This window comes from Mycobacterium sp. 141 (assembly GCF_000382405.1).
Lineage (GTDB): Bacteria > Actinomycetota > Actinomycetes > Mycobacteriales > Mycobacteriaceae > Mycobacterium.
This window is the reverse complement of the sequence record NZ_KB908271.1, coordinates 67,969-87,095: the sequence shown is the minus strand read 5'-3', so window position 1 is coordinate 87,095 and position 19,127 is coordinate 67,969. Positions and strand designations below refer to the sequence as shown.

Annotated in this window: 21 protein-coding genes; 6 read left to right on the top strand and 15 right to left on the bottom strand. The window is 66.6% G+C overall.

Going from position 1 to position 19,127, the window contains the following annotated elements:
- Positions 1-72: 72 nt before the first annotated feature.
- The 7 genes from H276_RS0118710 to ftsH form a co-directional block, all read right to left on the bottom strand.
- Positions 73-1,389 carry a DUF6779 domain-containing protein gene (locus H276_RS0118710; protein WP_196807953.1) on the bottom strand — a complete coding sequence of 439 codons (1,317 nt, stop codon included), beginning with the start codon at positions 1,387-1,389 and terminating at the stop codon, positions 73-75.
- A 77-nt stretch (positions 1,390-1,466) separates the two neighbouring features.
- The gene (locus tag H276_RS0118705) at positions 1,467-1,943 is read right to left on the bottom strand and encodes a DUF3180 domain-containing protein (protein WP_019972811.1); all 477 of its coding nucleotides are present in this window, start codon (positions 1,941-1,943) and stop codon (positions 1,467-1,469) included.
- On the bottom strand, positions 1,943-2,479 hold the full coding sequence (folK, locus tag H276_RS0118700; RefSeq protein WP_019972810.1) for a 2-amino-4-hydroxy-6-hydroxymethyldihydropteridine diphosphokinase: 537 nt from the start codon (positions 2,477-2,479) through the stop codon (positions 1,943-1,945). The genes H276_RS0118705 and folK overlap by 1 nt, the downstream gene beginning before the upstream one ends.
- On the bottom strand, positions 2,476-2,910 hold the full coding sequence (gene folB / locus H276_RS0118695) for a dihydroneopterin aldolase (protein ID WP_019972809.1): 435 nt from the start codon (positions 2,908-2,910) through the stop codon (positions 2,476-2,478). Before folB ends, folK begins: the two co-directional genes overlap by 4 nt.
- Complete coding sequence (gene folP / locus H276_RS0118690; RefSeq protein WP_019972808.1) at positions 2,903-3,736, bottom strand: dihydropteroate synthase; 834 nt, start codon at positions 3,734-3,736, stop codon at positions 2,903-2,905. The genes folB and folP overlap by 8 nt, the downstream gene beginning before the upstream one ends.
- Positions 3,733-4,371 (bottom strand): GTP cyclohydrolase I FolE, encoded by a 639-nt coding sequence (gene folE, locus H276_RS0118685; RefSeq protein WP_019972807.1) that lies wholly within the window; start codon positions 4,369-4,371, stop codon positions 3,733-3,735. The genes folP and folE overlap by 4 nt, the downstream gene beginning before the upstream one ends.
- Positions 4,372-4,391: 20 nt before the next feature.
- Complete coding sequence (gene ftsH / locus H276_RS0118680; RefSeq protein WP_019972806.1) at positions 4,392-6,698, bottom strand: ATP-dependent zinc metalloprotease FtsH; 2,307 nt, start codon at positions 6,696-6,698, stop codon at positions 4,392-4,394.
- A 194-nt stretch (positions 6,699-6,892) separates the two neighbouring features.
- Here ftsH and H276_RS0118675 point away from each other — a divergent pair, with 194 nt between their 5' ends.
- Together H276_RS0118675 and H276_RS0118670 are read left to right on the top strand one after the other, a co-directional pair.
- Positions 6,893-7,813 carry an alpha/beta fold hydrolase gene (locus H276_RS0118675; protein ID WP_019972805.1) on the top strand — a complete coding sequence of 307 codons (921 nt, stop codon included), beginning with the start codon at positions 6,893-6,895 and terminating at the stop codon, positions 7,811-7,813.
- A gap of 21 nt (positions 7,814-7,834) precedes the next feature.
- Positions 7,835-8,566 (top strand): SIMPL domain-containing protein, encoded by a 732-nt coding sequence (locus H276_RS0118670; protein ID WP_019972804.1) that lies wholly within the window; start codon positions 7,835-7,837, stop codon positions 8,564-8,566.
- Here the strand turns inward: H276_RS0118670 and hpt are convergent, their stop codons facing one another.
- Genes hpt through dacB form a run of 4 tightly spaced genes read right to left on the bottom strand, consistent with a single transcriptional unit; the run spans position 8,567 to position 12,588 of the window.
- On the bottom strand, positions 8,567-9,145 hold the full coding sequence (hpt, locus tag H276_RS0118665) for a hypoxanthine phosphoribosyltransferase (RefSeq protein ID WP_019972803.1): 579 nt from the start codon (positions 9,143-9,145) through the stop codon (positions 8,567-8,569).
- A gap of 13 nt (positions 9,146-9,158) precedes the next feature.
- Positions 9,159-10,118, bottom strand: coding sequence for a tRNA lysidine(34) synthetase TilS (gene tilS / locus H276_RS0118660; protein ID WP_019972802.1), 960 nt, complete (start codon positions 10,116-10,118; stop codon positions 9,159-9,161).
- Positions 10,097-11,203 carry a zinc-dependent metalloprotease gene (locus H276_RS0118655; protein WP_026357172.1) on the bottom strand — a complete coding sequence of 369 codons (1,107 nt, stop codon included), beginning with the start codon at positions 11,201-11,203 and terminating at the stop codon, positions 10,097-10,099. Before H276_RS0118655 ends, tilS begins: the two co-directional genes overlap by 22 nt.
- Entirely contained in the window at positions 11,200-12,588 is a 1,389-nt protein-coding gene (dacB, locus tag H276_RS0118650; protein WP_026357171.1) for a D-alanyl-D-alanine carboxypeptidase/D-alanyl-D-alanine-endopeptidase, read from the bottom strand. The genes H276_RS0118655 and dacB overlap by 4 nt, the downstream gene beginning before the upstream one ends.
- Positions 12,589-12,716: 128 nt before the next feature.
- Between dacB and H276_RS0118645 the strand changes: the two genes are divergently transcribed.
- From H276_RS0118645 to H276_RS0118630, 4 genes are all read left to right on the top strand, one after another.
- Positions 12,717-13,205, top strand: coding sequence for an inorganic diphosphatase (locus tag H276_RS0118645; RefSeq protein ID WP_018603599.1), 489 nt, complete (start codon positions 12,717-12,719; stop codon positions 13,203-13,205).
- Between the two features lie 52 nt (positions 13,206-13,257).
- Positions 13,258-13,734 (top strand): DUF309 domain-containing protein, encoded by a 477-nt coding sequence (locus tag H276_RS0118640; protein WP_019972799.1) that lies wholly within the window; start codon positions 13,258-13,260, stop codon positions 13,732-13,734.
- A gap of 243 nt (positions 13,735-13,977) precedes the next feature.
- Positions 13,978-14,370 carry an STAS domain-containing protein gene (locus H276_RS0118635; protein WP_026357170.1) on the top strand — a complete coding sequence of 131 codons (393 nt, stop codon included), beginning with the start codon at positions 13,978-13,980 and terminating at the stop codon, positions 14,368-14,370.
- Between the two features lie 33 nt (positions 14,371-14,403).
- Entirely contained in the window at positions 14,404-14,844 is a 441-nt protein-coding gene (locus H276_RS0118630) for an ATP-binding protein (protein WP_019972797.1), read from the top strand.
- Here H276_RS0118630 and H276_RS0118625 read toward each other — a convergent pair.
- The 4 genes from H276_RS0118625 to H276_RS0118610 all read right to left on the bottom strand — a co-directional run bounded on the left by H276_RS0118625 (position 14,835) and on the right by H276_RS0118610 (position 19,095).
- Positions 14,835-15,281 (bottom strand): response regulator, encoded by a 447-nt coding sequence (locus H276_RS0118625; protein ID WP_019972796.1) that lies wholly within the window; start codon positions 15,279-15,281, stop codon positions 14,835-14,837. The two genes, H276_RS0118630 and H276_RS0118625, sit on opposite strands and share 10 nt — an antisense overlap.
- On the bottom strand, positions 15,281-16,807 hold the full coding sequence (locus H276_RS0118620; RefSeq protein WP_019972795.1) for a CHASE3 domain-containing protein: 1,527 nt from the start codon (positions 16,805-16,807) through the stop codon (positions 15,281-15,283). Before H276_RS0118620 ends, H276_RS0118625 begins: the two co-directional genes overlap by 1 nt.
- Positions 16,804-18,015 (bottom strand): PP2C family protein-serine/threonine phosphatase, encoded by a 1,212-nt coding sequence (locus tag H276_RS0118615; RefSeq protein ID WP_019972794.1) that lies wholly within the window; start codon positions 18,013-18,015, stop codon positions 16,804-16,806. Before H276_RS0118615 ends, H276_RS0118620 begins: the two co-directional genes overlap by 4 nt.
- A gap of 111 nt (positions 18,016-18,126) precedes the next feature.
- Positions 18,127-19,095 carry a TerC family protein gene (locus H276_RS0118610; protein WP_019972793.1) on the bottom strand — a complete coding sequence of 323 codons (969 nt, stop codon included), beginning with the start codon at positions 19,093-19,095 and terminating at the stop codon, positions 18,127-18,129.
- Positions 19,096-19,127 lie beyond the last annotated feature (32 nt).

Here is a 19,127-nt window from a genome sequence, read left to right as displayed (position 1 = left end):
CCTCACAAGTTGAAGTAGTTTTCATCGTTCCAGTCCCACGCTGCGGGTACCGGACGGTTGCCACAGACTAGCTCACTCGTCTCGATGTCTGCGACCGCCACCTTGAGCGGGGGCCGACTGGAAGCGGGCCAGCAACTCGTTCACCGATTGCCCTCCAGCGTGCTGACCATTGGGTTCGTCGTTCTCCGCCTCGGGTTCGACCCCGGGCGCCGGCGGTTGGGAAGGTTCGGCGGCGGAGGCGGAGTGGCGGCCCCGGGGCGGGCCGGCCGGCACAACAGGCTCGGCCGGTACAACCGGCTCGGCGGCGCCTGGGTCTGGTGCCCGTCGGCGACCGACGTACTCGCTCGGTGTGCTGTCCTCCGGCGCCGGCGGTGCAACCCAGTTGCTTCCTGGCGCACCGGCGGGAATCCACTGCCCTTCGGCGGGAGCGGGCTGCCACCCGCCGGATTGCTCGGGTAGCGGGTGCGTCGGGCTATCCGGCGGCGACCATGGGCTGCTCGGCGCTGACGGATGCTGGCCGACCGGTGCGTCGATGGTCGGTGACGGCTCTGTCGGCGGCGGTGGCGGCGCCCAGGTCGGCGGAGGCTGAGGTCCGGGGGCGGGTGGCGGCGGCTGCTGCGGTGCCTCCGCGGCGGACCAGTGCGGCTCGGGTGCCTGCGGCGCCGGGCGGGGCGGTTCCGGCTGGCGGGCCGGCTCCTGGTAGTTGTCGGGCAGGAGGCGATGCGATTGTTCGGGCGGCGGCGTGGACAGCCGGTGTGCACCCCCCGCCGCTGCGGCGGCCCAGTCGTTCTCCGGCGGATGCGGCTCGGCCGGGACGTCGATGATGGGGGTTTCCTCTGTCCGCAGGCTGTGGATGTCGGTGTCGTCGTCGACCGCGGGCACGTCCAAACGGCTGGCGGTGACGCGACCCGCGGCCCGGGGAGTGTCCTGGTCGGTTTCGATGGCCGGCCGGTCTGACAGATCGGCGTCGAACAGGATCTCGAGATTGGTCCGCAGCGCCGCTAGCTCCGCCCGCAGTGCAGCCACCTCGTCGGCGGCCTGGGCCCGAAGCTCCGATGCCAGTTCTCGGCGCAGCTGGCTTTCGACGGTCAACTCGTATTCGCGGCGCGCGGAGATCTCGCGATCCAGCTGCAGGTCGTATACCAACTTCAGATCGCGCGCCTTGGCTTGATCGAGATCACTCTGACGGCGGTAGATGACGGAAACGAAGGCCGCCGCCACAGCGGCCCACAACGCCAGGATGACGGCTAACTTCAGCAACTCCACACGGTCGGTGAACACCAGCGCCGAACTCGCCAAAATCGCGAATACCAGCAACACTGTTAACAGCAGCCAGCCTGGCCTTCGGCCGCCGCGCCGTGGCCGAGCACCGCGGGGCAGAACGGTCATGGGCCGACTGTACCCGTCACAGGTCACCTAGCGTGTCGACCGCGACGGCGATTCGGCCGGGAAGCTTTGCCGGCGGTTCACTCAGGGGCGGCGTCACCGCCGTCCGGCGGTTCCTCCGGCGCCTTGCAGCAATGCTGCAGCCACAATGCGGCAACCACCAGGGTGAGCGCGCTGACGACGGCAACCACCACCCCCTTGGTGTCATCGGCAGCCACCTGCAACTCGGACCGCCGCGGCAGCAAGTAGACCAGGACGCCGAGCCACCAGCCCGCCACGATCGCACCGACCCAGGCGGAGGCTTTGGCGATCACCACAGCCCGTGCGACCGACAGCGGGTGCAGCCGTCCGGCACCGACACCGATCTGCCCCGCATTGATCTTGACCCGCACATAGAACGCCCAGGCCGCCTCGACGATTGCCACGACGAGCAACGACAAACCGGTCCACACCGTGATCGGCGGGAACCATCGGTAGAGCCCGCTGAGCAGCAGATAGCCGACGACGGCCACAGCGACGGTCGTGCCGGCGAGGTCTCGCTTGCGGGTCGGGCCCATCAGTCCGTCGAGGATTCGGTTCGCAGGGTCAGCGTCAGGTCCGTCGGCCGCACGCCGTCCCGTTCCGCCTGATCGATTTCGAACAGCAGGCGCTGCACGGGGTGGGATTCACCGGCTACCGTCAGGGCGGCGTCGGGGTCCACCGCCAGCCACGGGATCAACACGAAGGCGCGCAGGTGGGCCATCGGGTGGGGCAGCGTCAGTCCATCCTCGTGCGAGATCACCTCGACTTCACCGTCGTGACAGGTGACGAGGTCGACGTCGAGGGTCCGCGGACCCCAGCGCTGCTCGCGGACCCGCCCCGCGGCCAGCTCCAGCTCTTGGCCGCGCCGCAACCATCCGTGCCCGTTCAACGCGGGATCGTCGGCGATCAGGATCGCGTTGAGAAAGGGGCCCTGCTCAACGCCACCCCAAGCGTCGGTTTCGTACACCGGGGACACGGCGCGCACCGCAGGCCCCAGCCCGTCGAGCACCGATTGCAGCCGCGCCATCCGGTCTCCGAGGTTGGACCCGATCGACAGCACCACCGAAGTCATTGGTGCTCCTCGTTCGCGGCAATTGTTCTGCTCCTCACGTCCGCGGCAGTTGTTCTGCTCCTCACGTCCGCGGTGCGAGACCGCCTCGCCACCACCGCCACATCGTCGAACGTCAACGGGATCGGGGCGTTCGGTTTGTGCACCGCCACCTCGACGGCGTGCAACCGCTCGTCGGCCATGATGGCGTCGGCGATCTCGGCCGAGACCGTCTCGATCAGATTGCGCGGGGGACCGGCAACGATGTCGGCGGCGCGCTGGGCCAGCGCGCCGTAGTCCAGAGTGTCGCCGAGCTCGTCACTGGCCGCCGCGGCCCGCAGATCGAGCCAGACTGTGATGTCGACGACGAATTCCTGGCCGTCTCGCCGCTCATGCTCGAACACACCGTGATTGCCGCGAACTCTCAAGCCGCACAACTCGATTCGATCAGCCACCGAGGTCTCCCGCTTCCCAAGCGTCGAGCACACGCAAAGCGTCGACCGACGCCGTCACGTCGTGCACCCGCACTCCCCAGGCCCCGTACACCCCGGCCAACGCGGAGATCACCGCGGTGGCGGTCTCCCGCCCGTCCGGGGGGCGAGGATCGCCGCCCGGACCGGCGAGCAGAGTGCCAAGGAAGCGTTTGCGCGATGCCCCTACCAGCACCGGGATCCCAGTGCCGACCAGCTGCGGCAGCGCGTGCAGCAGCGCCCAATTATGTTGCCCGGTCTTGGCGAATCCCAGACCCGGGTCGATGATCAGACGGTCGGGATCGACCCCGGCCGTCACGGCGGCGTCCACCCGGGCGAGCAGCTCGGCGCGTACGTCGGCGACCACATCGCCATACTCAGGAACGGCGTGCGGACGGTCCGCACGCACCGAACGCCAATGCATGAGGATCCACGGGCATTTGGCCTCGGCCACCACCGCAGCCATGTTGGGATCGGCCAGGCCGCCGGACACGTCGTTGACGATCTTCGCTCCGTTGGCCAGCGCGGCGCCGGCCACACCGGCGTGCATGGTATCGATGCTGACGGTGATTCCCTGCGCCGCAAGCTCTTTGATCACGGGAACCACTCGGGCCACCTCGACATCCGCGTCGACCCGGGTAGCGCCCGGCCGGGTCGATTCACCACCGACGTCCACGATCGCGGCGCCGGCCGCAGCCAGCGCCAGGCCGTGTGCCACCGCACGGTCGCGATCGATGAACTTGCCACCGTCGGAAAAGGAGTCATCGGTGACGTTGACGATCCCCATCACCTGCACACGGGTGGGTTTCACTTACGCAGGATAAGTTCCAGCGCCTCGGCCCGAGATGCCTTGTCGGTCTTGAACTGTCCGCGCACCGCCGAAGTCGTCGTGATCGAGCCCGGCTTACGGACGCCACGCATCGCCATGCACAGGTGCTCGGCCTCGACCACCACGATCGCCCCGCGCGGCGCGAGCTTGCGCATGAGTGCGTCGGCGATCTGCGCGGTCAGCCGTTCCTGCACCTGTGGGCGTTTGGAATACAGGTCGACCACCCGGGCGATCTTCGAGAGCCCGGTCACGCGCCCGTCCTCGCCAGGGATGTAGCCGACGTGTGCAACGCCGTGGAAGGACAGCAGGTGATGCTCGCAGGTGGAGTACATCGGAATCTGCTTGACCAGGACGAGTTCGTCGTGTTGCTCGTCGAAGGTGGTGTTGAGCACCGCATCCGGGTCGGTGTAGAGCCCGGCCATCATTTCCTTGTAGGCGCGGGCCACGCGGGCCGGAGTGTCGAGAAGCCCCTGGCGGTCCGGATCCTCGCCGATCGCGATGAGCAACTCACGCACGGCAGCCTCGGCGCGCGGCTGATCGAACACCCGGACATCTGCCGTTTCGGCATTGTTCCGATGGTTGTTGGTGCTCGTCGACCATGTCGCGGGCTTCGTCATCGAAGTCCTCCGTTCTCGAATCAGCGATCCTTTTCCTGGCCGGAATCCTCATTCGAGTTCGGCGGCGCCGGGCGGTCCGGCGCGGGTGCCGATTGGCCAGGATGCGGGTAGGGCTGATACGGGTACGGCTGGGACTGTTGCCATCCCGACGGATGTGGCGGCGGATACCAGTAACCCTGCTGCGGGTGGTACCCGGCCGGTTGCTGCTGTTGCTGCTGCTGCTGCGACGGTGGCCAGCCCGGTGCATGCCAACCAGCGGGAGCGCCGTAGTCGGGCTGGGTCGGGCCGGATGGTGCGCCGTTGCCGGGCGCACCGTTGGTGCCCGCTCCGTTCTGAGCCTCCGCGGCCCGGGACGCGGCGGCGATGGCGGCCTTGAAAGCAGGCTCGGGAACCGGCGGCGGCCACGGCTCACCACGCTCGATGGCGATCTCACCGGGGGTCTTGATCGGCGGTTTGTCCGACGGTACCCGGCCGCCGAAGTCGTCGAATAGGGTCAGCCGGGGACGCTTCTTCACCTCGCCGAAGATCGCCTCCAGCTCGGCGCGGTGCAGCGTCTCTTTCTCCAGCAGCTCGCCGGCCAGGGTGTCGAGCACATCGCGGTACTCGGTGAGGATCTCCCAGGCCTCGGTGTGCGCGGCCTCGATGAGCTTGCGCACCTCGTCGTCGATGTCGCGAGCCACCTCGTGACCGAAGTCTGCCTGGGTACCCATGGTGCGGCCCAAGAACGGATCGCCATGCTCGGTGCCGTAGCGGACGGCGCCCAGCTTGCTGCTCATGCCGTACTCGGTGACCATGGCCCTGGCGATCTTGGTGGCCTGCTCGATGTCGGACACCGCGCCGGTGGTGGGCTCACGGAACACCAGCTCTTCGGCAGCACGCCCACCCATCGCGAACACCAGCCGGGCGATCATCTCCGAGCGGGTCATCAGACCCTTGTCGTCCTCGGGGACGGCGACGGCGTGGCCGCCGGTACGGCCGCGGGCCAGGATGGTCACCTTGTAGATCGGCTCGATGTCGGGCATCGCCCACGCGGCCAGGGTGTGCCCGCCCTCGTGATAGGCCGTGATCTTCTTTTCCTGCTCGCTGATGATGCGGCCCTTGCGGCGCGGACCACCGACGACGCGGTCGACGGCCTCCTCGAGCGCGGGACCGGTGATGACGGTGCCGTTCTCCCGGGCGGTCAGTAGCGCAGCCTCGTTGACGACGTTGGCCAGGTCGGCGCCCGACATGCCGACGGTGCGCTTGGCCAGGCCGTCGAGGTCGGCGTCGGGCGAGATGGGCTTGCCTGCCGAGTGCACTTTGAGCACGGCGCGGCGGCCCGCGAGGTCGGGGTTGGACACCGGGATCTGACGGTCGAAGCGGCCGGGCCGCAGCAGCGCCGGGTCGAGGATGTCGGGCCGGTTGGTGGCGGCGATGAGGATGACGCCCTGACGGTCACCGAAGCCGTCCATCTCGACCAGCAGCTGGTTCAGGGTCTGCTCACGCTCGTCGTGGCCACCACCGAGACCGGCGCCGCGCTGGCGACCGACGGCGTCGATCTCGTCGACGAAGATGATGCACGGGCTGTTCTGTTTGGCCTGCTCGAACAGGTCGCGAACACGTGATGCGCCGACACCGACGAACATCTCGACAAAGTCCGAACCTGAAATCGTGAAGAACGGAACTCCGGCTTCGCCGGCCACCGCGCGGGCCAGCAGGGTCTTACCGGTTCCGGGCGGACCGTAGAGCAGCACGCCTTTGGGGATCTTGGCACCCAGCGCCTGGTAGCGGCTCGGGTTCTGCAGGAAGTCCTTGATCTCGTAGAGCTCCTCGACCGCCTCGTCGACTCCTGCGACGTCGGAGAAGGTGGTCTTGGGCATGTCCTTGTTCAATTGTTTGGCCCGCGATTTGCCGAATCCGAAGCCCATGCGGCCGCCGCCCTGCATGCGGGAGAACATCACGAACAGACCGACCAGCAGCAGCACCGGCAGCATGTAGATGAGCAGCGAACCGAGGAAACTGCCCTGGTTGACGATGGTGTTGTACTTGACGTTCTTGCCGACCAGCGCGTCGACGACATGCACCGCGTAACCGGTCGGGAACTTGGTGATGATCTTTTTGCTGTTCTCGGTGGCGTCGTTGCCGTTCTTGAGGTCAAGCCGCAACTGCTGTTCACGGTCGTCGATCTGTGCGCTGTTGACGTTGTCAGCGTTGATCTGGGCCATCGCCACCGAGGTGTCGATGGGCTTGTAACCGCGAGTGTCGTCACTGAAATAGAAGAACGACCAGCCCAGCAGCAGCACCACCGCGATCGCGGTCAGCGTGCGGATCACATTTTTCCGGTTCATCAAAATCGGCCGAGTTCGGCCCGGTCCTTCCAACGTGCGCAGTTGAGAGCTTTCAGGCTACCGCTAGACCAACGTCGAGCAGTTCCCGACGGGTGCCTAGCCCTCGGCGACCGGCCGTGCTTGGGTGAGATCGTGCTCACTTCTCCCTTACCGCCCCTCACGTCCGCATATTCCTCACCGCTCCTCACGTCCGCATGACCGAACGGTTAGTCGATACCAATGGCGTGACGCTGCGTGTGTTCGAGGCGGGTGAGCGCGGCAACCCGGTGGTGGTGCTCGCTCACGGCTTCCCCGAAGTCGCCTACTCGTGGCGGCACCAGATCCCGGCACTGGCCGCGGCCGGCTATCACGTACTGGCGCCCGATCAGCGCGGCTACGGTGGCTCGTCGCGACCCTCGGCGATCGAGGACTACGACATCGTCGCGCTCACCTCCGACATCGCCGGGCTGCTCGACTCGGAAGTCGGCGGCGGCGCCGAACGCGCCGTCGTCGTCGGCCACGACTGGGGCTCGCCGGTGATGACGAACTTCGCGCTCTTCCATCCCGACCGGGTCCGAGCGGTGGTGGCCATGAGCGTGCCGCCGGTGCCGCGACCGCCCGCGCCGCCGACCCGGATCTGGCGCAAGCTGGTCGGCGACAACTTCTTCTACATCCTGTACTTCCAGGAACCGGGCGTCGCCGACGCCGCACTGAATGCCGACCCGCGGGAGTCGCTGCGCCGCGTGATCACGCTGGAGGGCATCAGCGCTCCCCCGGATGTCCTGCGGGGCCGTCCCCTGCCGCCGCTACCCGAGTGGCTCAGCGCCGACGAGTTCGAGCACTACGTCGAGGCTTTCACCGCCACGGGATTCACCGGCGGCTTGAACTGGTATCGCAATTTCGACCGCAACTGGGAGCTCACCCAGAGCACGCCCGCACCCACGATCACCGCACCGACGCTGTTCATGGCCGGTACCGCGGACCCCGTGCTCGGCTTCACCCCGCGCGACCGGGTGCGCGATGTCGTCACCGGGGATTACCGGGAAGTGCTGATCGAGGGCGCCGGGCACTGGTTGCAGCAGGAAAGGCCCGACGCGGTCAACGCGGTGCTGCTGGAGTTCCTCAGCGGGCTGTGAGGTGCCGGTAGGGTCCGTGGCATGGCGATCGCTGCGAATGCGAAGTTGCGGACCCGTGCTCTCGTCGCCGTGCTGGCGGCTCTGCTCATCACCGGTGTGTCGGCGTGCGATTCCAAGTCCGGGCCCGACGCCCGCGGCGGCTCACCCGACACCCGGCAGGTCACCGTCATCGGCTCCGGCAAGGTGCAGGGCACGCCCGACACCCTGACCGCCAACGTGGCGATGGAGTTCGTCGCACCGGACGTCACCGCTGCGCTCAACCAGTCCAGTCAGCGTCAGCAGGCCGTCATCGACGCGCTGGTGGGCAACAAGGTGGACCGCAAGGACATCAACACCACGCGCGTCAGCGTGCAACCGCAGACCAACTCCGACGGGACGATCACCACCGGGTACCGGGCCAGCAACGCCATCGACGTCAAGATCCGGGACATCACCGCGGCGTCGCAGCTGCTCGCGCTCATCGCGAGCACCGGCGGGGATGCCACGCGCATCAACTCGGTGAGCTACTCGATCGAGGACGACTCTCAGCTGGTCAAGGACGCGCGTGCGCAGGCATTCGACGACGCCAAGAGCCGCGCCGAGCAGTACGCCCAACTATCCGGGCTCAACCTGGGCAAGGTCATCTCGATCTCCGAACAGTCCAGCTCCACGCCGCCGACCCCGATGCCGCGGATGGCGATGGATTCGGTGCCGCTGGAACCGGGCCAGCAGACTGTCAACTTCACCGTGACGGTGGTCTGGGAACTGACCTGATCAGAGCTGTTCGTACACCTTGGGCTCGAGGGTGCCGATGTAGGGCAGGTCGCGGTAGCGCTCGGCGAAATCCAGGCCGTACCCGACGACGAACTCGTTGGGAATATCGAAACCCACGTAGGCGACGTCGAGTTCGGTACGAACGGCCTCAGGCTTGCGCAGCAGCGTGCACACCCGAAGCGAACGCGGGCGCCGGGTCGCCAGGTTACGCAACAACCACGACAGCGTGAGGCCGGAGTCGATGATGTCTTCGACGATCAGCACATCGCGGTCGTTGATGTCGCGGTCGAGGTCTTTGAGGATCCGCACCACGCCCGACGACGAGGTGGACGAGCCGTAGGAGCTGACGGCCATGAACTCCAGCTGCGTGGGCAGCGGAATGGTGCGCGCCAGGTCGGTGACGAACATGACCGCACCCTTGAGCACGGTCACGAGGAGCAGATCGTCGCTGCCCAGATTGCCGCGATATTCGTCGGCGATCATCTCGGCCAGCTCCGCGGTGCGCGTCCGGATCTGCTCCTCGGACAACAACACCGCCTTGATATCCCCCGCGTACAGCTCAGCAGAGTCGACAGCCACCCCGACAGCCTAGCTACACCGGTTCGACGTGAAGTCTCAGCACCCCGTCGTGGCGGCCGGCGATCAGCCGTTGGCGGCGCAGCGACGAGGAGACAGCCACCCCGCCCTGCCCGCGCCAGGCCGTGACGAGCCGGTTCGCCGCACGGATCTGGGTGTCGGTCAGCCCGCTGGCCCCACCCGAGATCAGCCATTCGCGAATGATGCGGCGGCGCAACGCGTCGGGCACAGCCGTCAGCCGGGTGATGTCCAGGCCACCGTCTGCCGTCACCGCATCGATGAGGGCGTGGCGGGCCAATTCGTCGAGGGCATCGCAGTCTTCCCGCAACGCCCGCGCAGTCCTCCCCAGCGCTTCGACCACCCCGCCGCCGAGCACGTCCTGCAGCGCCGGCATGACCTCGTGGCGCAACCGGGACCGCCTGAACCGCGCATCGCTGTTGTGGGGGTCCTGCCACGGCGTCAGCCCCAGCTCATCACACGCCTCATGGGTCAGTGCTCGGCGAATCTCGAGCAGCGGCCGGTGCCACGGCGGATCATGCGGCCGCATCCCGGCAATCGACCGAGGCCCCGATCCCCGGCCCAGACCCAGTAGCACCGTCTCGGCCTGATCGTCGAGGGTGTGGCCGAGCAGCACCGGCGCGCCGGCGCGCGCGGCATCGAGCGCAGCGTACCGAGCCGTCCGCGCGGCCGCCTCAGGCCCGCCCGCGCGGCCGACCTCCACCGGAAGTATCTGCACCCCAACACATCCCAGCTGCACGGCCTGCTCGCACGCTGTTTGCGCCACTGCGCGCGACCCGGCCTGCAGACCGTGGTCGACGACCAGCGCCGTGGTGGGCCGCAGCGCTGCGGCAACCGCCGTGAGCGCCAACGAATCCGGGCCACCCGAGAGTGCCACACACCAGTGCTCGCCGTCGATCTGCGCACCGGCCGTGGCCACCGCACGCCGCAGCGCCGCTACAGCACCCGATCGATCCATCGCTGCGGTTCGTCGATTTCTGTTGGCAGCGGCAAGGTCTCGGCATTGGACCAGACGGTGTTGAACCGGGCCATACCGACCGCGGACACCACATGATCGACGAATGCCTTACCCCGGGTGTATTGGCTGAGCTTGGCATCGAAACCGAGCAGCGTCCGCAGCAACCGCTGCAGGGGCGGCTGCTTGCGCTGCCTGCGGTCGTCGAACCGGCGCCGGATCAGATTCACCGACGGGACCACCGCGGGCCCTACCGCGTCCATCACGTGATCAGCATGGCCCTCCAGCAGCGTGCCGAGCACCAGCAGCTGATCGAGCGCCTTGCGCTGCGGCTCCGCCTGCACGGCCCGCACCAATCCCAGCACGCCCGTCGAACCCGGTTCGGGCGCAACGCCATTGCGCTGATTACGGACGTAGTTGGCCAACCGCCCCGCCACCGCGGCGACATCGTCGCCGACGTCCTGGGTGAGCACCGCCAGCGTCTCGGACATATGCGCGGCCAGCCACGGATTGGCCCGGAACTGTACCCGGTGGGTGACCTCGTGCAGGCACACCCAGAGCCGGAAATCGGGCGGCGTGACCCGTAGTTCGCGTTCCACCGCAATCACATTGGGATACACCAGCAGCAGTTCGCCGCCGTTCGGCGCGAATGGGTCGTACTGACCGAGAATGCCCGATGAGATGAACGCCAGCACCGCGCCAGTCTGGGCGCCGGTGATGCGGCCGGTGATGAAGCCGGGCTTGTGCTGCGCACGCGAGGAGCAATCCGGGTTTTGCTGCGCACGCGAGGAGCAATCGGGGTTTTGCTGCGCACCACCCGTCATCACCCGCATCGACCGGGTGGCCGCGCGGATCCAGTCCGGGCGATCGACGATGCGGGCCTCCGGCACCTCGGCGCCCTCGTTGAGCCCGGTGACGTCGCGCACCGGCAACTCGGCGGCGCGGGCGCTCTCTGCGAGCTGGTTGATGGCGATCATGCGGGTGTAGTCGGTGAACGCGGGGGCAGGACGGGCCAGTTTGGCGCCCACGGTGGCGGCGAACTCCCAGTCGACGGCACGGCCCGCGGTCAGCGCGGCGGGGCGCGTCATGCCCCGCACCCACACGAGCGCAGCACGGCAGCCACGGCGTCGATGGCCGTGCGACCCGTCGCCCCGGCGTTGTTGGACAGCAGCGCGAAGGTCAGCACCCGGCCGCTGGTGTCGGTGACGATGCCGGCCAGCGTGTTGGTGCCGGTCAGTGAACCGGTCTTGGCCCGTAGCCAACCCGCTGCGGCCCGCCCGGAATCGGTATCGAGGTAGCGGTTGGACAGTGTGCCGCTACCGCCGGCCACCGGAAGCAGATCGACCAGTGGCCGCAGCTTGGGTTCGGTGGTGCCCGAGGCGGCGGTGATCACGCCGTCCAGTGTCCTCGCGGTGAGCCGGTCGAACACCGACAGCCCGCTGGAGTCGACGAGCTTGGTGCCGTCGGTGTCGATCCCCGCGCTCTGCAGCTGTCCGAGCACCGACTGCACACCGCCGACGAAGCTCTGCGAACGGTGCAGCTGATCGGCGACCTCCCGCGCGATCGATTCGGCCATCACGTTGTCCGACTCGCTCATCATCTGGCGCAGCCGTTCGATCAGCGGCGCCGACTGCACCGAAGCGATCTGGCTGCCGCCGAACCGGGACAACCGGGTCGCCGACACCGTGACGGTGGCGGGGTCGACCTTCAGCGCAACGGCCAGGGCCTTGCCGGCGTCCAGGGCCGGGTTGGCGGTCCGTCTGGAATCCACGGTGGTGGGCTGGACCCGGCCGCAGTCGAGCATCACAGGCTCCATCGGTGCGATGTCCCCGCCGCCTATGTCGGCCGGGTCCCAGCCAGGAGCCATGGTGGGGCCGGTGTAAGCGCTGGTGTCGACCGCGACAGCGGTGACCTTCACCCCGCTCTGCCGGATCTGGTCCGCGAGGTCGCTGATGCGGGCCGCGCCCTTGTACCAGGTGTCGGTGCCGGGCGGAGCGGCTGAAAGCGTGGTGTCTCCGCTGCCTTTGAGCACCACCAGACCCGGCTGCTGGTCGGAGGCTACGACGGTGGTGGTCAGCCGCGCTCCACGGTCCAACGTGAGCAGAGCCGCCGCAGTGGTCAGCACCTTGTTGACCGAAGCCGGTTGCATCGGGGTGTCGGCGCCCTGCTCCCACAGTTCGGCTCCGGTGGCGGCATCGGTGACGCGGCCGGTGATCTCGCCCAGGTCGGGGTTGGCCAGGGCCGGCGCCAGCGCGGCGCCCAGACCGGCGACGGTCGGCGTGGCCGCGGACATGTCGACGGGGGTGATCTCCGGATTGGCCGTAGCCGCAGGCGGCGCCGGCTTGGCCGCGGCAGCATCGGTGGAGTGCCGCCCGGACAGGACCGCAGCCACGGCGACGACGGCAGCAACCACTGCAAGAACCACGATGCCTACTGCCACGTGGGTGGAGCGCCGCCACCGAGTGGGCCGCATATTTCTCCTGCTCTTTCATCGACGGGGACCAGACACCCCGCCGCGCAAGCCTATCGCTGGATTAGGGTTGACCCGCGTCGTCGCCCGACGACCCATGACTGAACCGCAGATGCGAAGGAGCCGCGACGGTGGAGTTCGACGTCGTCATCGAGATCCCGAAGGGTTCACGCAACAAGTACGAGGTTGACCACGAGACGGGTCGGGTGAAGCTCGACCGCTACCTCTTCACTCCGATGGGTTACCCCGCCGACTACGGGTTCTTCGAGAACACGCTCGGCGAGGACGGCGACCCGCTGGACGCTCTGGTGCTGCTGACCGAGTCGGTTTTCCCCGGCTGCCTCGTCGAGGCCCGGCCGGTTGCGATGTTCAAGATGACCGACGAGGCCGGCGGCGACGACAAGCTGCTGTGCGTGCCGGCGGGCGATCCGCGCTGGGATCACATCCAGGATGTCGGCGACGTGTCGCAGTTCGAGCTCGACGCGATAAAGCACTTCTTCGTGCACTACAAGGATCTGGAGCCGGGCAAGTTCGTCAAGGCCGCCGACTGGGCCGGCCGCGCCGAGGCCGAGGCCGAATTGCAGCGCTCGATCGCCCGGTTCAAAGAGTCGGGGCACTGAGGAGTCCGTCCAGATTGAGCGCTGCTGTGACACCGTTGCCATGATGTTAGGTATGGCAGCCCGTGATCGCGACGAATCCGGCCGACCCCGCAGCGCGCGTCCGCGCGACGCCTTGGGCCGCCCACTTCCGCACGGCGACACGGGCACTGCGCGCATCCCCGACGACCTTTGTCTACCGCCGGCCGACAGCCTCACCTACGCCCAGGAGCTACTGGATCAGGGATTGGCGTTCCACGCGCACGAGGTGCTCGAGGCCGCCTGGAAGAACGGCCCGGCCGACGAACGGATGCTGTGGCAGGGCCTGGCCCAACTCGCGGTCGGCATCACCCACGTACAGCGCGGCAATCACACCGGCGCGGCGAGCCTGCTGCGCCGCGCGGCCGGCCGGCTGTCCGCCGATCGGCAGTCCTCGCGTCATTCCGTCGATGGCGCCGGCCTGGTGGTGTTCGCCAATACCCTGGCCGACGACCTGGAAGCGGGAACGGAAATCACCGCCGAGAGGCTGCGACCGCGGCTACGGATCGCGTAGAACCGAAGCCATCCGCATCCGCCACGAATATCCGCACGCGCTCACGCTATGCGCGCAGGTCAGCCGGCCCAAGAGTTGCGCTCAGGCCGAATCCGACGGATTGCCGAACGCGAGGTCGGGGTGTCCCACGACAAACAGAGATGTCCCGGGTAGGAAAGGAGTCACGCCGCCGAGCCGTCGCCGGTGCTTGTAGTGTCGTATTCGTACTGTCGCCATAGGCGCGCGAACACGTCGGAGGTGACCATGTCCAACCAGCCAGATCCGGTCGAGAGTCCGAGCGGACCCGCCGGGCCGGTCAGCTGTGCAGTCGGAGAACGCCGAATCGGCGAGATCACCGTGCTGTCCGTGTCCGGGACCGTGGACATGCTGACGGCTCCACAGCTCGAAGAGGCCATCGGCGTTGCCACCAAGACCTCACCGTCGGCGGTGGTGGTCGACCTGAGTGGCGTGGAGTTCCTGGCTTCGGCCGGCATGGGCGTCCTCGTCGCCGCGAGGAATGCGCTGGCACCAGCCGTGGGGTTCGCAGTGGTAGCCGACGGACCGGCGACCAGTCGACCTTTGAAGCTCGTCGGTGTCGCCGATGTCATTGATTTGTACGCGACACTGGACGAGGCGTTGACAGCGCTGACTGCATAAACCTGGGCACAATCGGGTAGCCATCACGTCGCTATGTCAGAGCAAGCGCAGCCGACCTGCTTCACCAAGGTTGATGTGACGGCTGTGCCCGAATCTGCTACCCGAATCCGCCACGAACTGGCTGACTGGCTTCACGGTCACATGCTGCTCGACTCGGTGAAGTCCAGCGACGTGGTGCTGGCGGTGAACGAGGCATTGGCCAACGCGGCAGAATTCGCCTATCTGAGCTCCCCGCAGCCGGGGGTGATGCATCTGCATGCCGAATACGATCCGGGTGCGGCGGTTCTCACGGTAACTGTTGCCGACCAAGGCCGTTGGTGGATGAGTGAGTCTTCGAGCAAGGATCCGGCCCGCGGCCGCGGCATACCCCTGATGTATGCACTCAGCGACCGTGCGATCATCGACTCGACAGCGGCGGGCACGCGGGTGGAACTGCAATGGGACCTGCGGCACGCTATGACGGCTCAGCTCTGAGGTAGCCGTACCACCTGTACGAAGAATTGGTCGATCTGCCGGACCGCGCTCATGAACTGGTCCAGGTCAACCGGTTTGGTGACATACGCGTTGGCATGCAGTTTGTAGCTACGCAGGATGTCTTCTTCGGCTGATGAGGTCGTGAGCACGACGACCGGGATGTGACACAAGTCGGTGTCGGTCTTGATCTTCTCCAACAGTTGCCTACCGTCGTATTTCGGCAGATTGAGGTCGAGCAGGATCAGGTCAGGGGTCGGCGCGTGCGCGAATGTGCCCCGCCGGTAGAGAAAGTCGAGCCCTTCCTCACCATCGCGTGCGACATACAGGTTGTTGTTGATCTTGTTGTGCTCGAAGGCTTCCCGGGTGATGAGTTCGTCTCCCGGGTCGTCCTCGACGAGCAGGATGTCGATTGCCGGCCGTGCCGGACCTGATGTCATTACCGATTTCCCTCCACTCGGGGCAGCGTGAATTCGAACCGCGTTCCGCCCGAATACGATGTGTCGATCCAGATGGTGCCGCCGTGGTACTCCACGATTTTCTTGCACAGTGCGAGCCCGATTCCCGTCCCGCTGTAGGTATCCCGGCGGTGCAATCGCTGGAAGATGACGAAGACCTTGTCGACGAACTCATCGCCGACGCCGATTCCGTTGTCGGACACGCTGAAAAGCCACGAGCCGTCGTCATCGGGCCGGCAATCGATCACGATCCGCGGTGCGATGCCCTGGCGCCCGAACTTGACGGCATTGCCGATGAGGTTCTGCCACACCATCGTCAGCAAGGTGGGATCGCCGTCGACGGCCGGCAACGGCTCCTGCGGAAGAACGATCTCGGCACCCGATTCATCGATTGCCGCGGTCAGATTGCTCACGGCCGATGCGAGCACCGTTGCCAGATCCACCTCCGTGCGCGTCGCGTTCAGGCGCCCTACCCGGGAAAACGTCAGCAGATCGTTGATCAGCACCTGCATTCGCTTGGCTCCGTCGACCGCGAATCCGAGATATTCGATGCCGCGCTCGTCGAACTTGTCGCCGTAGCGTTTCTCCAGCAGCTGACAGAACGAGGCGATTTTCCTCAAGGGCTCTTGCAGATCGTGTGATGCCACGTAGGCGAATTGTTCGAGTTCGGCATTGGAGCGCCTCAACTCCTCGGCCTGCTCATCCAGTGCCATCCTGGCGGATCGCGACGCATCGAGTTCCTCCACGATCCGCCGCCGCATGTCCTCGACATCGACGGCGATGCCCCGGATGTCCCTGGGGCCCTCCACGACAATGCGCTCGTCGAAGTTGCCCTGGGTGATTTTTCGGCACGCCGCCGCCAGTGCTCCCAGGGGACGGACCACGGCGCCGCGCACCCACACCGCGACGAATGCCGCGGTGGCGAAGAATGCGACGAACACAGCGACCAGGATTCCGTCCCGCCAACGCCGTATTTGCCCCAATTCGGCGTCCGCAGTGTTCATCGCCTGCTCAAGGTGACTGTTCTGGGTATCGAACAAAACCCGCAGACGGTCGAATTCGGCTTTCCCACGCTCGGCCGTTTGGCTGTCCACGATGGCGGGCCGGCCCGGCGTGACGCTGACGATGAGCGGCGCGGCGTACGTGGTCTGCCAGTGTTGCGCGGCGCGTTCGATCGCATCGAGGTCAGCGAGAAACTCGTCGCGACCGGCCAGAAGTGACCGAATATCACCGGCCGCAGCGGTTTCCGCCTCTTGGCCTTCGCCGTACGGGGCAAGGAACTGACGGTCGGCAGCGAGGGCGTAACCGCGGATGGCCGTCTCCTGATCCCGCAGCGCAGACTGCAATTGGTACGCGGCGGCCTGCGCGGGATGGATGTGTTTGATCAGGTCGCTGGAGACCCAGTCGGTTCGGTGCAGCATGACGGCTCCGGCCAATGCACCGGCGAGCACGACCGCGCCCATGGCTGCGAGCACCATGTTGAGCCAGCCCTGCACGGTGAGTCTCATCTGGTCGACCGTTGCACTCGGATCACAGCGATGTCGTCGGTCAGGCCTCCATGCGGTTGTGCGTAGTCCTCGGCCTGCCCGATCAGCGCATTGACGAACTCTTGGCCGGGCAACGCGGCGAATGAGCGGGCCAACTGGAGCAATCCGGCTTCGCCGAGGCGTTCGTCCCCCGGCCCCACACGGCCCTCGAAGAGGCCATCGGTGAGTAACAACAAGCCGCGATCCTCGGGCAGGTCGAGGATGTTGACGGGCCAATCCTGACCACCGAGCCCCAGCGCCGGACCGGCTGGGGGCTCGATCCATTCGACAAAGTTCCTGCCGTGCACGAGCATTCCGGGGTGACCGGCGCGCACCGCCGAGAAGCGGCCGCTGTCGGGATCGAGCGCCACGCTCAGCAGTGTCGCAAAGACTCCGGTTCCGGGACGCTCGGTGGTCAGGATGCGGTCCAATTGGCGCATCCGCTCGTTTCCTCGCAGACCCGCAAATGTCAACGCACGCCAGCCGATTCGTAGCGCCACGCCCAACGCCGCCGCGTCCGGCCCATGGCCGGCGACGTCACCGATCATCACGTGAACAGTTCGGTCGGCGGTCTGGACGACGTCGTAGAAGTCCCCGCCGATCAGAGCGTCCTGCCGGCTCGGCAGCGACTGCGTCACGATCTCCACACCCGGTGCGTCGAGAAGCAACGGTGACGGAAGCAGTCCGCGTTCCAGCCGCGCATTCTCTTGCGCCCGTAGGTGACTGGCATGCAGAGCAACTGAGGTGAGTTCGGCGCGCTTACGTTCGATGGCGTAACGCACGGCACGCAACAGGGTCTCCGGGTCTACCCGGCCTTTGACGAGGTAGTCCTGCGCGCCCGAGGCAACCGCCGAAACCCCGAAATGCTCGTCGTGCAGGCCGGTGAGCACGATTATCGGGATGGTGGAATCCAGGGCGCTCAGCTTGTGCAGGGCGTCGATTCCGTTGGCATCGGGCAGATTCAGATCGAGCAGGACACAATTGGGCCGGGTGCCGGCCAGCATCTGTTCTGCCTCGGAAAGCGACTGCGCCCAAAGAAACTCGATGTCGGCGTCGGCGATCAACTCCTCGACCAACAGGGCATCGGCGCGATCGTCCTCGACGAGCAACAACGACAATCGCAGTCCGCTGCCCGCGGTCTGTGGGGAAGCCACTGCAGACGCCAGCAACGGGTCCAGTGGTGCGCGCATGGGCCATCACATCCTTACATGTAATGAGGTCACCCAGGTCGCGCTGACCGTCTGCTTTAGTGACAACTCCACGACAATACATAGTCGCGCACGACAATTTCCCAGGTGGCGTTACCGGAGGTCATGCACCCGGGTCTTGTACAGGCTGGCCGCCGTGGTGATCGTCAGCGTCACCACGATCACGCCCAGGCTCACCAGTGTGGGGATGTCCGGGACCGGCACCGGCTCACCGCCGTTGATGAACGGCAGCTCATTCTCGTGCAGAGCGTGCAACACCAGCTTCACGCCGATGAAGAACAGGATGACGGCCAGCCCCTGAGACAGATAGACCAGCCGCTTGAGCAGATCACCGAGCAGGAAGTACAGCTGGCGCAACCCCATCAACGCGAACACGTTGGCGGTGAATACCAGGTAGGGCTGTTGGGTGAGGCCGTAGATCGCGGGTATGGAATCCAGCGCGAAGAGCAGGTCGGTGGTTCCCAGCGCCACGACGACCAGGAACATCGGGGTCATCAGCCGGGTCCCGTTGTGGTTGATCCACAGCCTCAGTCCGTCCCAGCGATCGGTGGTCCGCAGGTGCCGCCGGGCGAACCGCACCACGGCGTTGTCGGCATCGTCGTCGTGCCCGGTGTCACGGACCAGGTTGATCGCGGTGTACAGCAGGAACGCCCCGAAGATGTAGAACACCCAGGAGAACTTCTCGATGGCCACCGCGCCGAGCGCGATGAAGATGCCGCGGAAGATCAGCGCGAGGATGATGCCCACGAGTAGGGCCTGCTGCTGGTAGATCCTCGGCACTTTGAAGCTCGCCATGATGATCAGGAAGATGAACAAGTTGTCCACCGAGAGGCTGTACTCGGTGAGCCACCCGGCGAAGAACTCCAACCCGAACTGGCTGCCGTGGAAGAACCACACCCACACCCCGAACGCCACGGCCAGACCGATGTAGATCGAGAGATACGTCGCCGTCTCGCGGGTTGACGGCTCATGGGGCCTGCGCCCGATCACCACCACGTCGAACAACAGCACGGCGATCGTCACGGTCAGCGTGATGATCCACTCGAGTTGGGTTACCTGCATCGAGAATCCTCCGGTCGTCAAAAAACGCCGGA

What these genes read in the sequence shown, in the direction of transcription:
- H276_RS0118705 (WP_019972811.1), bottom strand. Translation starts at nt 1,943, where the DNA reads ATGGGCCCGACCCGCAAGCGAGACCTCGCCGGCACGACCGTCGCTGTG.
- H276_RS0118610 (WP_019972793.1), bottom strand. Translation starts at nt 19,095, where the DNA reads ATGCAGGTAACCCAACTCGAGTGGATCATCACGCTGACCGTGACGATC.
- H276_RS0118620 (WP_019972795.1), bottom strand. Translation starts at nt 16,807, where the DNA reads ATGAGACTCACCGTGCAGGGCTGGCTCAACATGGTGCTCGCAGCCATG.
- tilS (WP_019972802.1), bottom strand. Translation starts at nt 10,118, where the DNA reads ATGGATCGATCGGGTGCTGTAGCGGCGCTGCGGCGTGCGGTGGCCACG.
- H276_RS0118615 (WP_019972794.1), bottom strand. Translation starts at nt 18,015, where the DNA reads ATGCGCGCACCACTGGACCCGTTGCTGGCGTCTGCAGTGGCTTCCCCA.
- H276_RS0118640 (WP_019972799.1), top strand. Translation starts at nt 13,258, where the DNA reads ATGGCAGCCCGTGATCGCGACGAATCCGGCCGACCCCGCAGCGCGCGT.
- H276_RS0118635 (WP_026357170.1), top strand. Translation starts at nt 13,978, where the DNA reads ATGTCCAACCAGCCAGATCCGGTCGAGAGTCCGAGCGGACCCGCCGGG.
- H276_RS0118670 (WP_019972804.1), top strand. Translation starts at nt 7,835, where the DNA reads ATGGCGATCGCTGCGAATGCGAAGTTGCGGACCCGTGCTCTCGTCGCC.
- H276_RS0118630 (WP_019972797.1), top strand. Translation starts at nt 14,404, where the DNA reads ATGTCAGAGCAAGCGCAGCCGACCTGCTTCACCAAGGTTGATGTGACG.
- H276_RS0118655 (WP_026357172.1), bottom strand. Translation starts at nt 11,203, where the DNA reads ATGACGCGCCCCGCCGCGCTGACCGCGGGCCGTGCCGTCGACTGGGAG.
- H276_RS0118625 (WP_019972796.1), bottom strand. Translation starts at nt 15,281, where the DNA reads ATGACATCAGGTCCGGCACGGCCGGCAATCGACATCCTGCTCGTCGAG.
- H276_RS0118710 (WP_196807953.1), bottom strand. Translation starts at nt 1,389, where the DNA reads ATGACCGTTCTGCCCCGCGGTGCTCGGCCACGGCGCGGCGGCCGAAGG.
- H276_RS0118675 (WP_019972805.1), top strand. Translation starts at nt 6,893, where the DNA reads ATGACCGAACGGTTAGTCGATACCAATGGCGTGACGCTGCGTGTGTTC.
- dacB (WP_026357171.1), bottom strand. Translation starts at nt 12,588, where the DNA reads ATGCGGCCCACTCGGTGGCGGCGCTCCACCCACGTGGCAGTAGGCATC.
- ftsH (WP_019972806.1), bottom strand. Translation starts at nt 6,698, where the DNA reads ATGAACCGGAAAAATGTGATCCGCACGCTGACCGCGATCGCGGTGGTG.
- folK (WP_019972810.1), bottom strand. Translation starts at nt 2,479, where the DNA reads ATGACTTCGGTGGTGCTGTCGATCGGGTCCAACCTCGGAGACCGGATG.
- folE (WP_019972807.1), bottom strand. Translation starts at nt 4,371, where the DNA reads ATGACGAAGCCCGCGACATGGTCGACGAGCACCAACAACCATCGGAAC.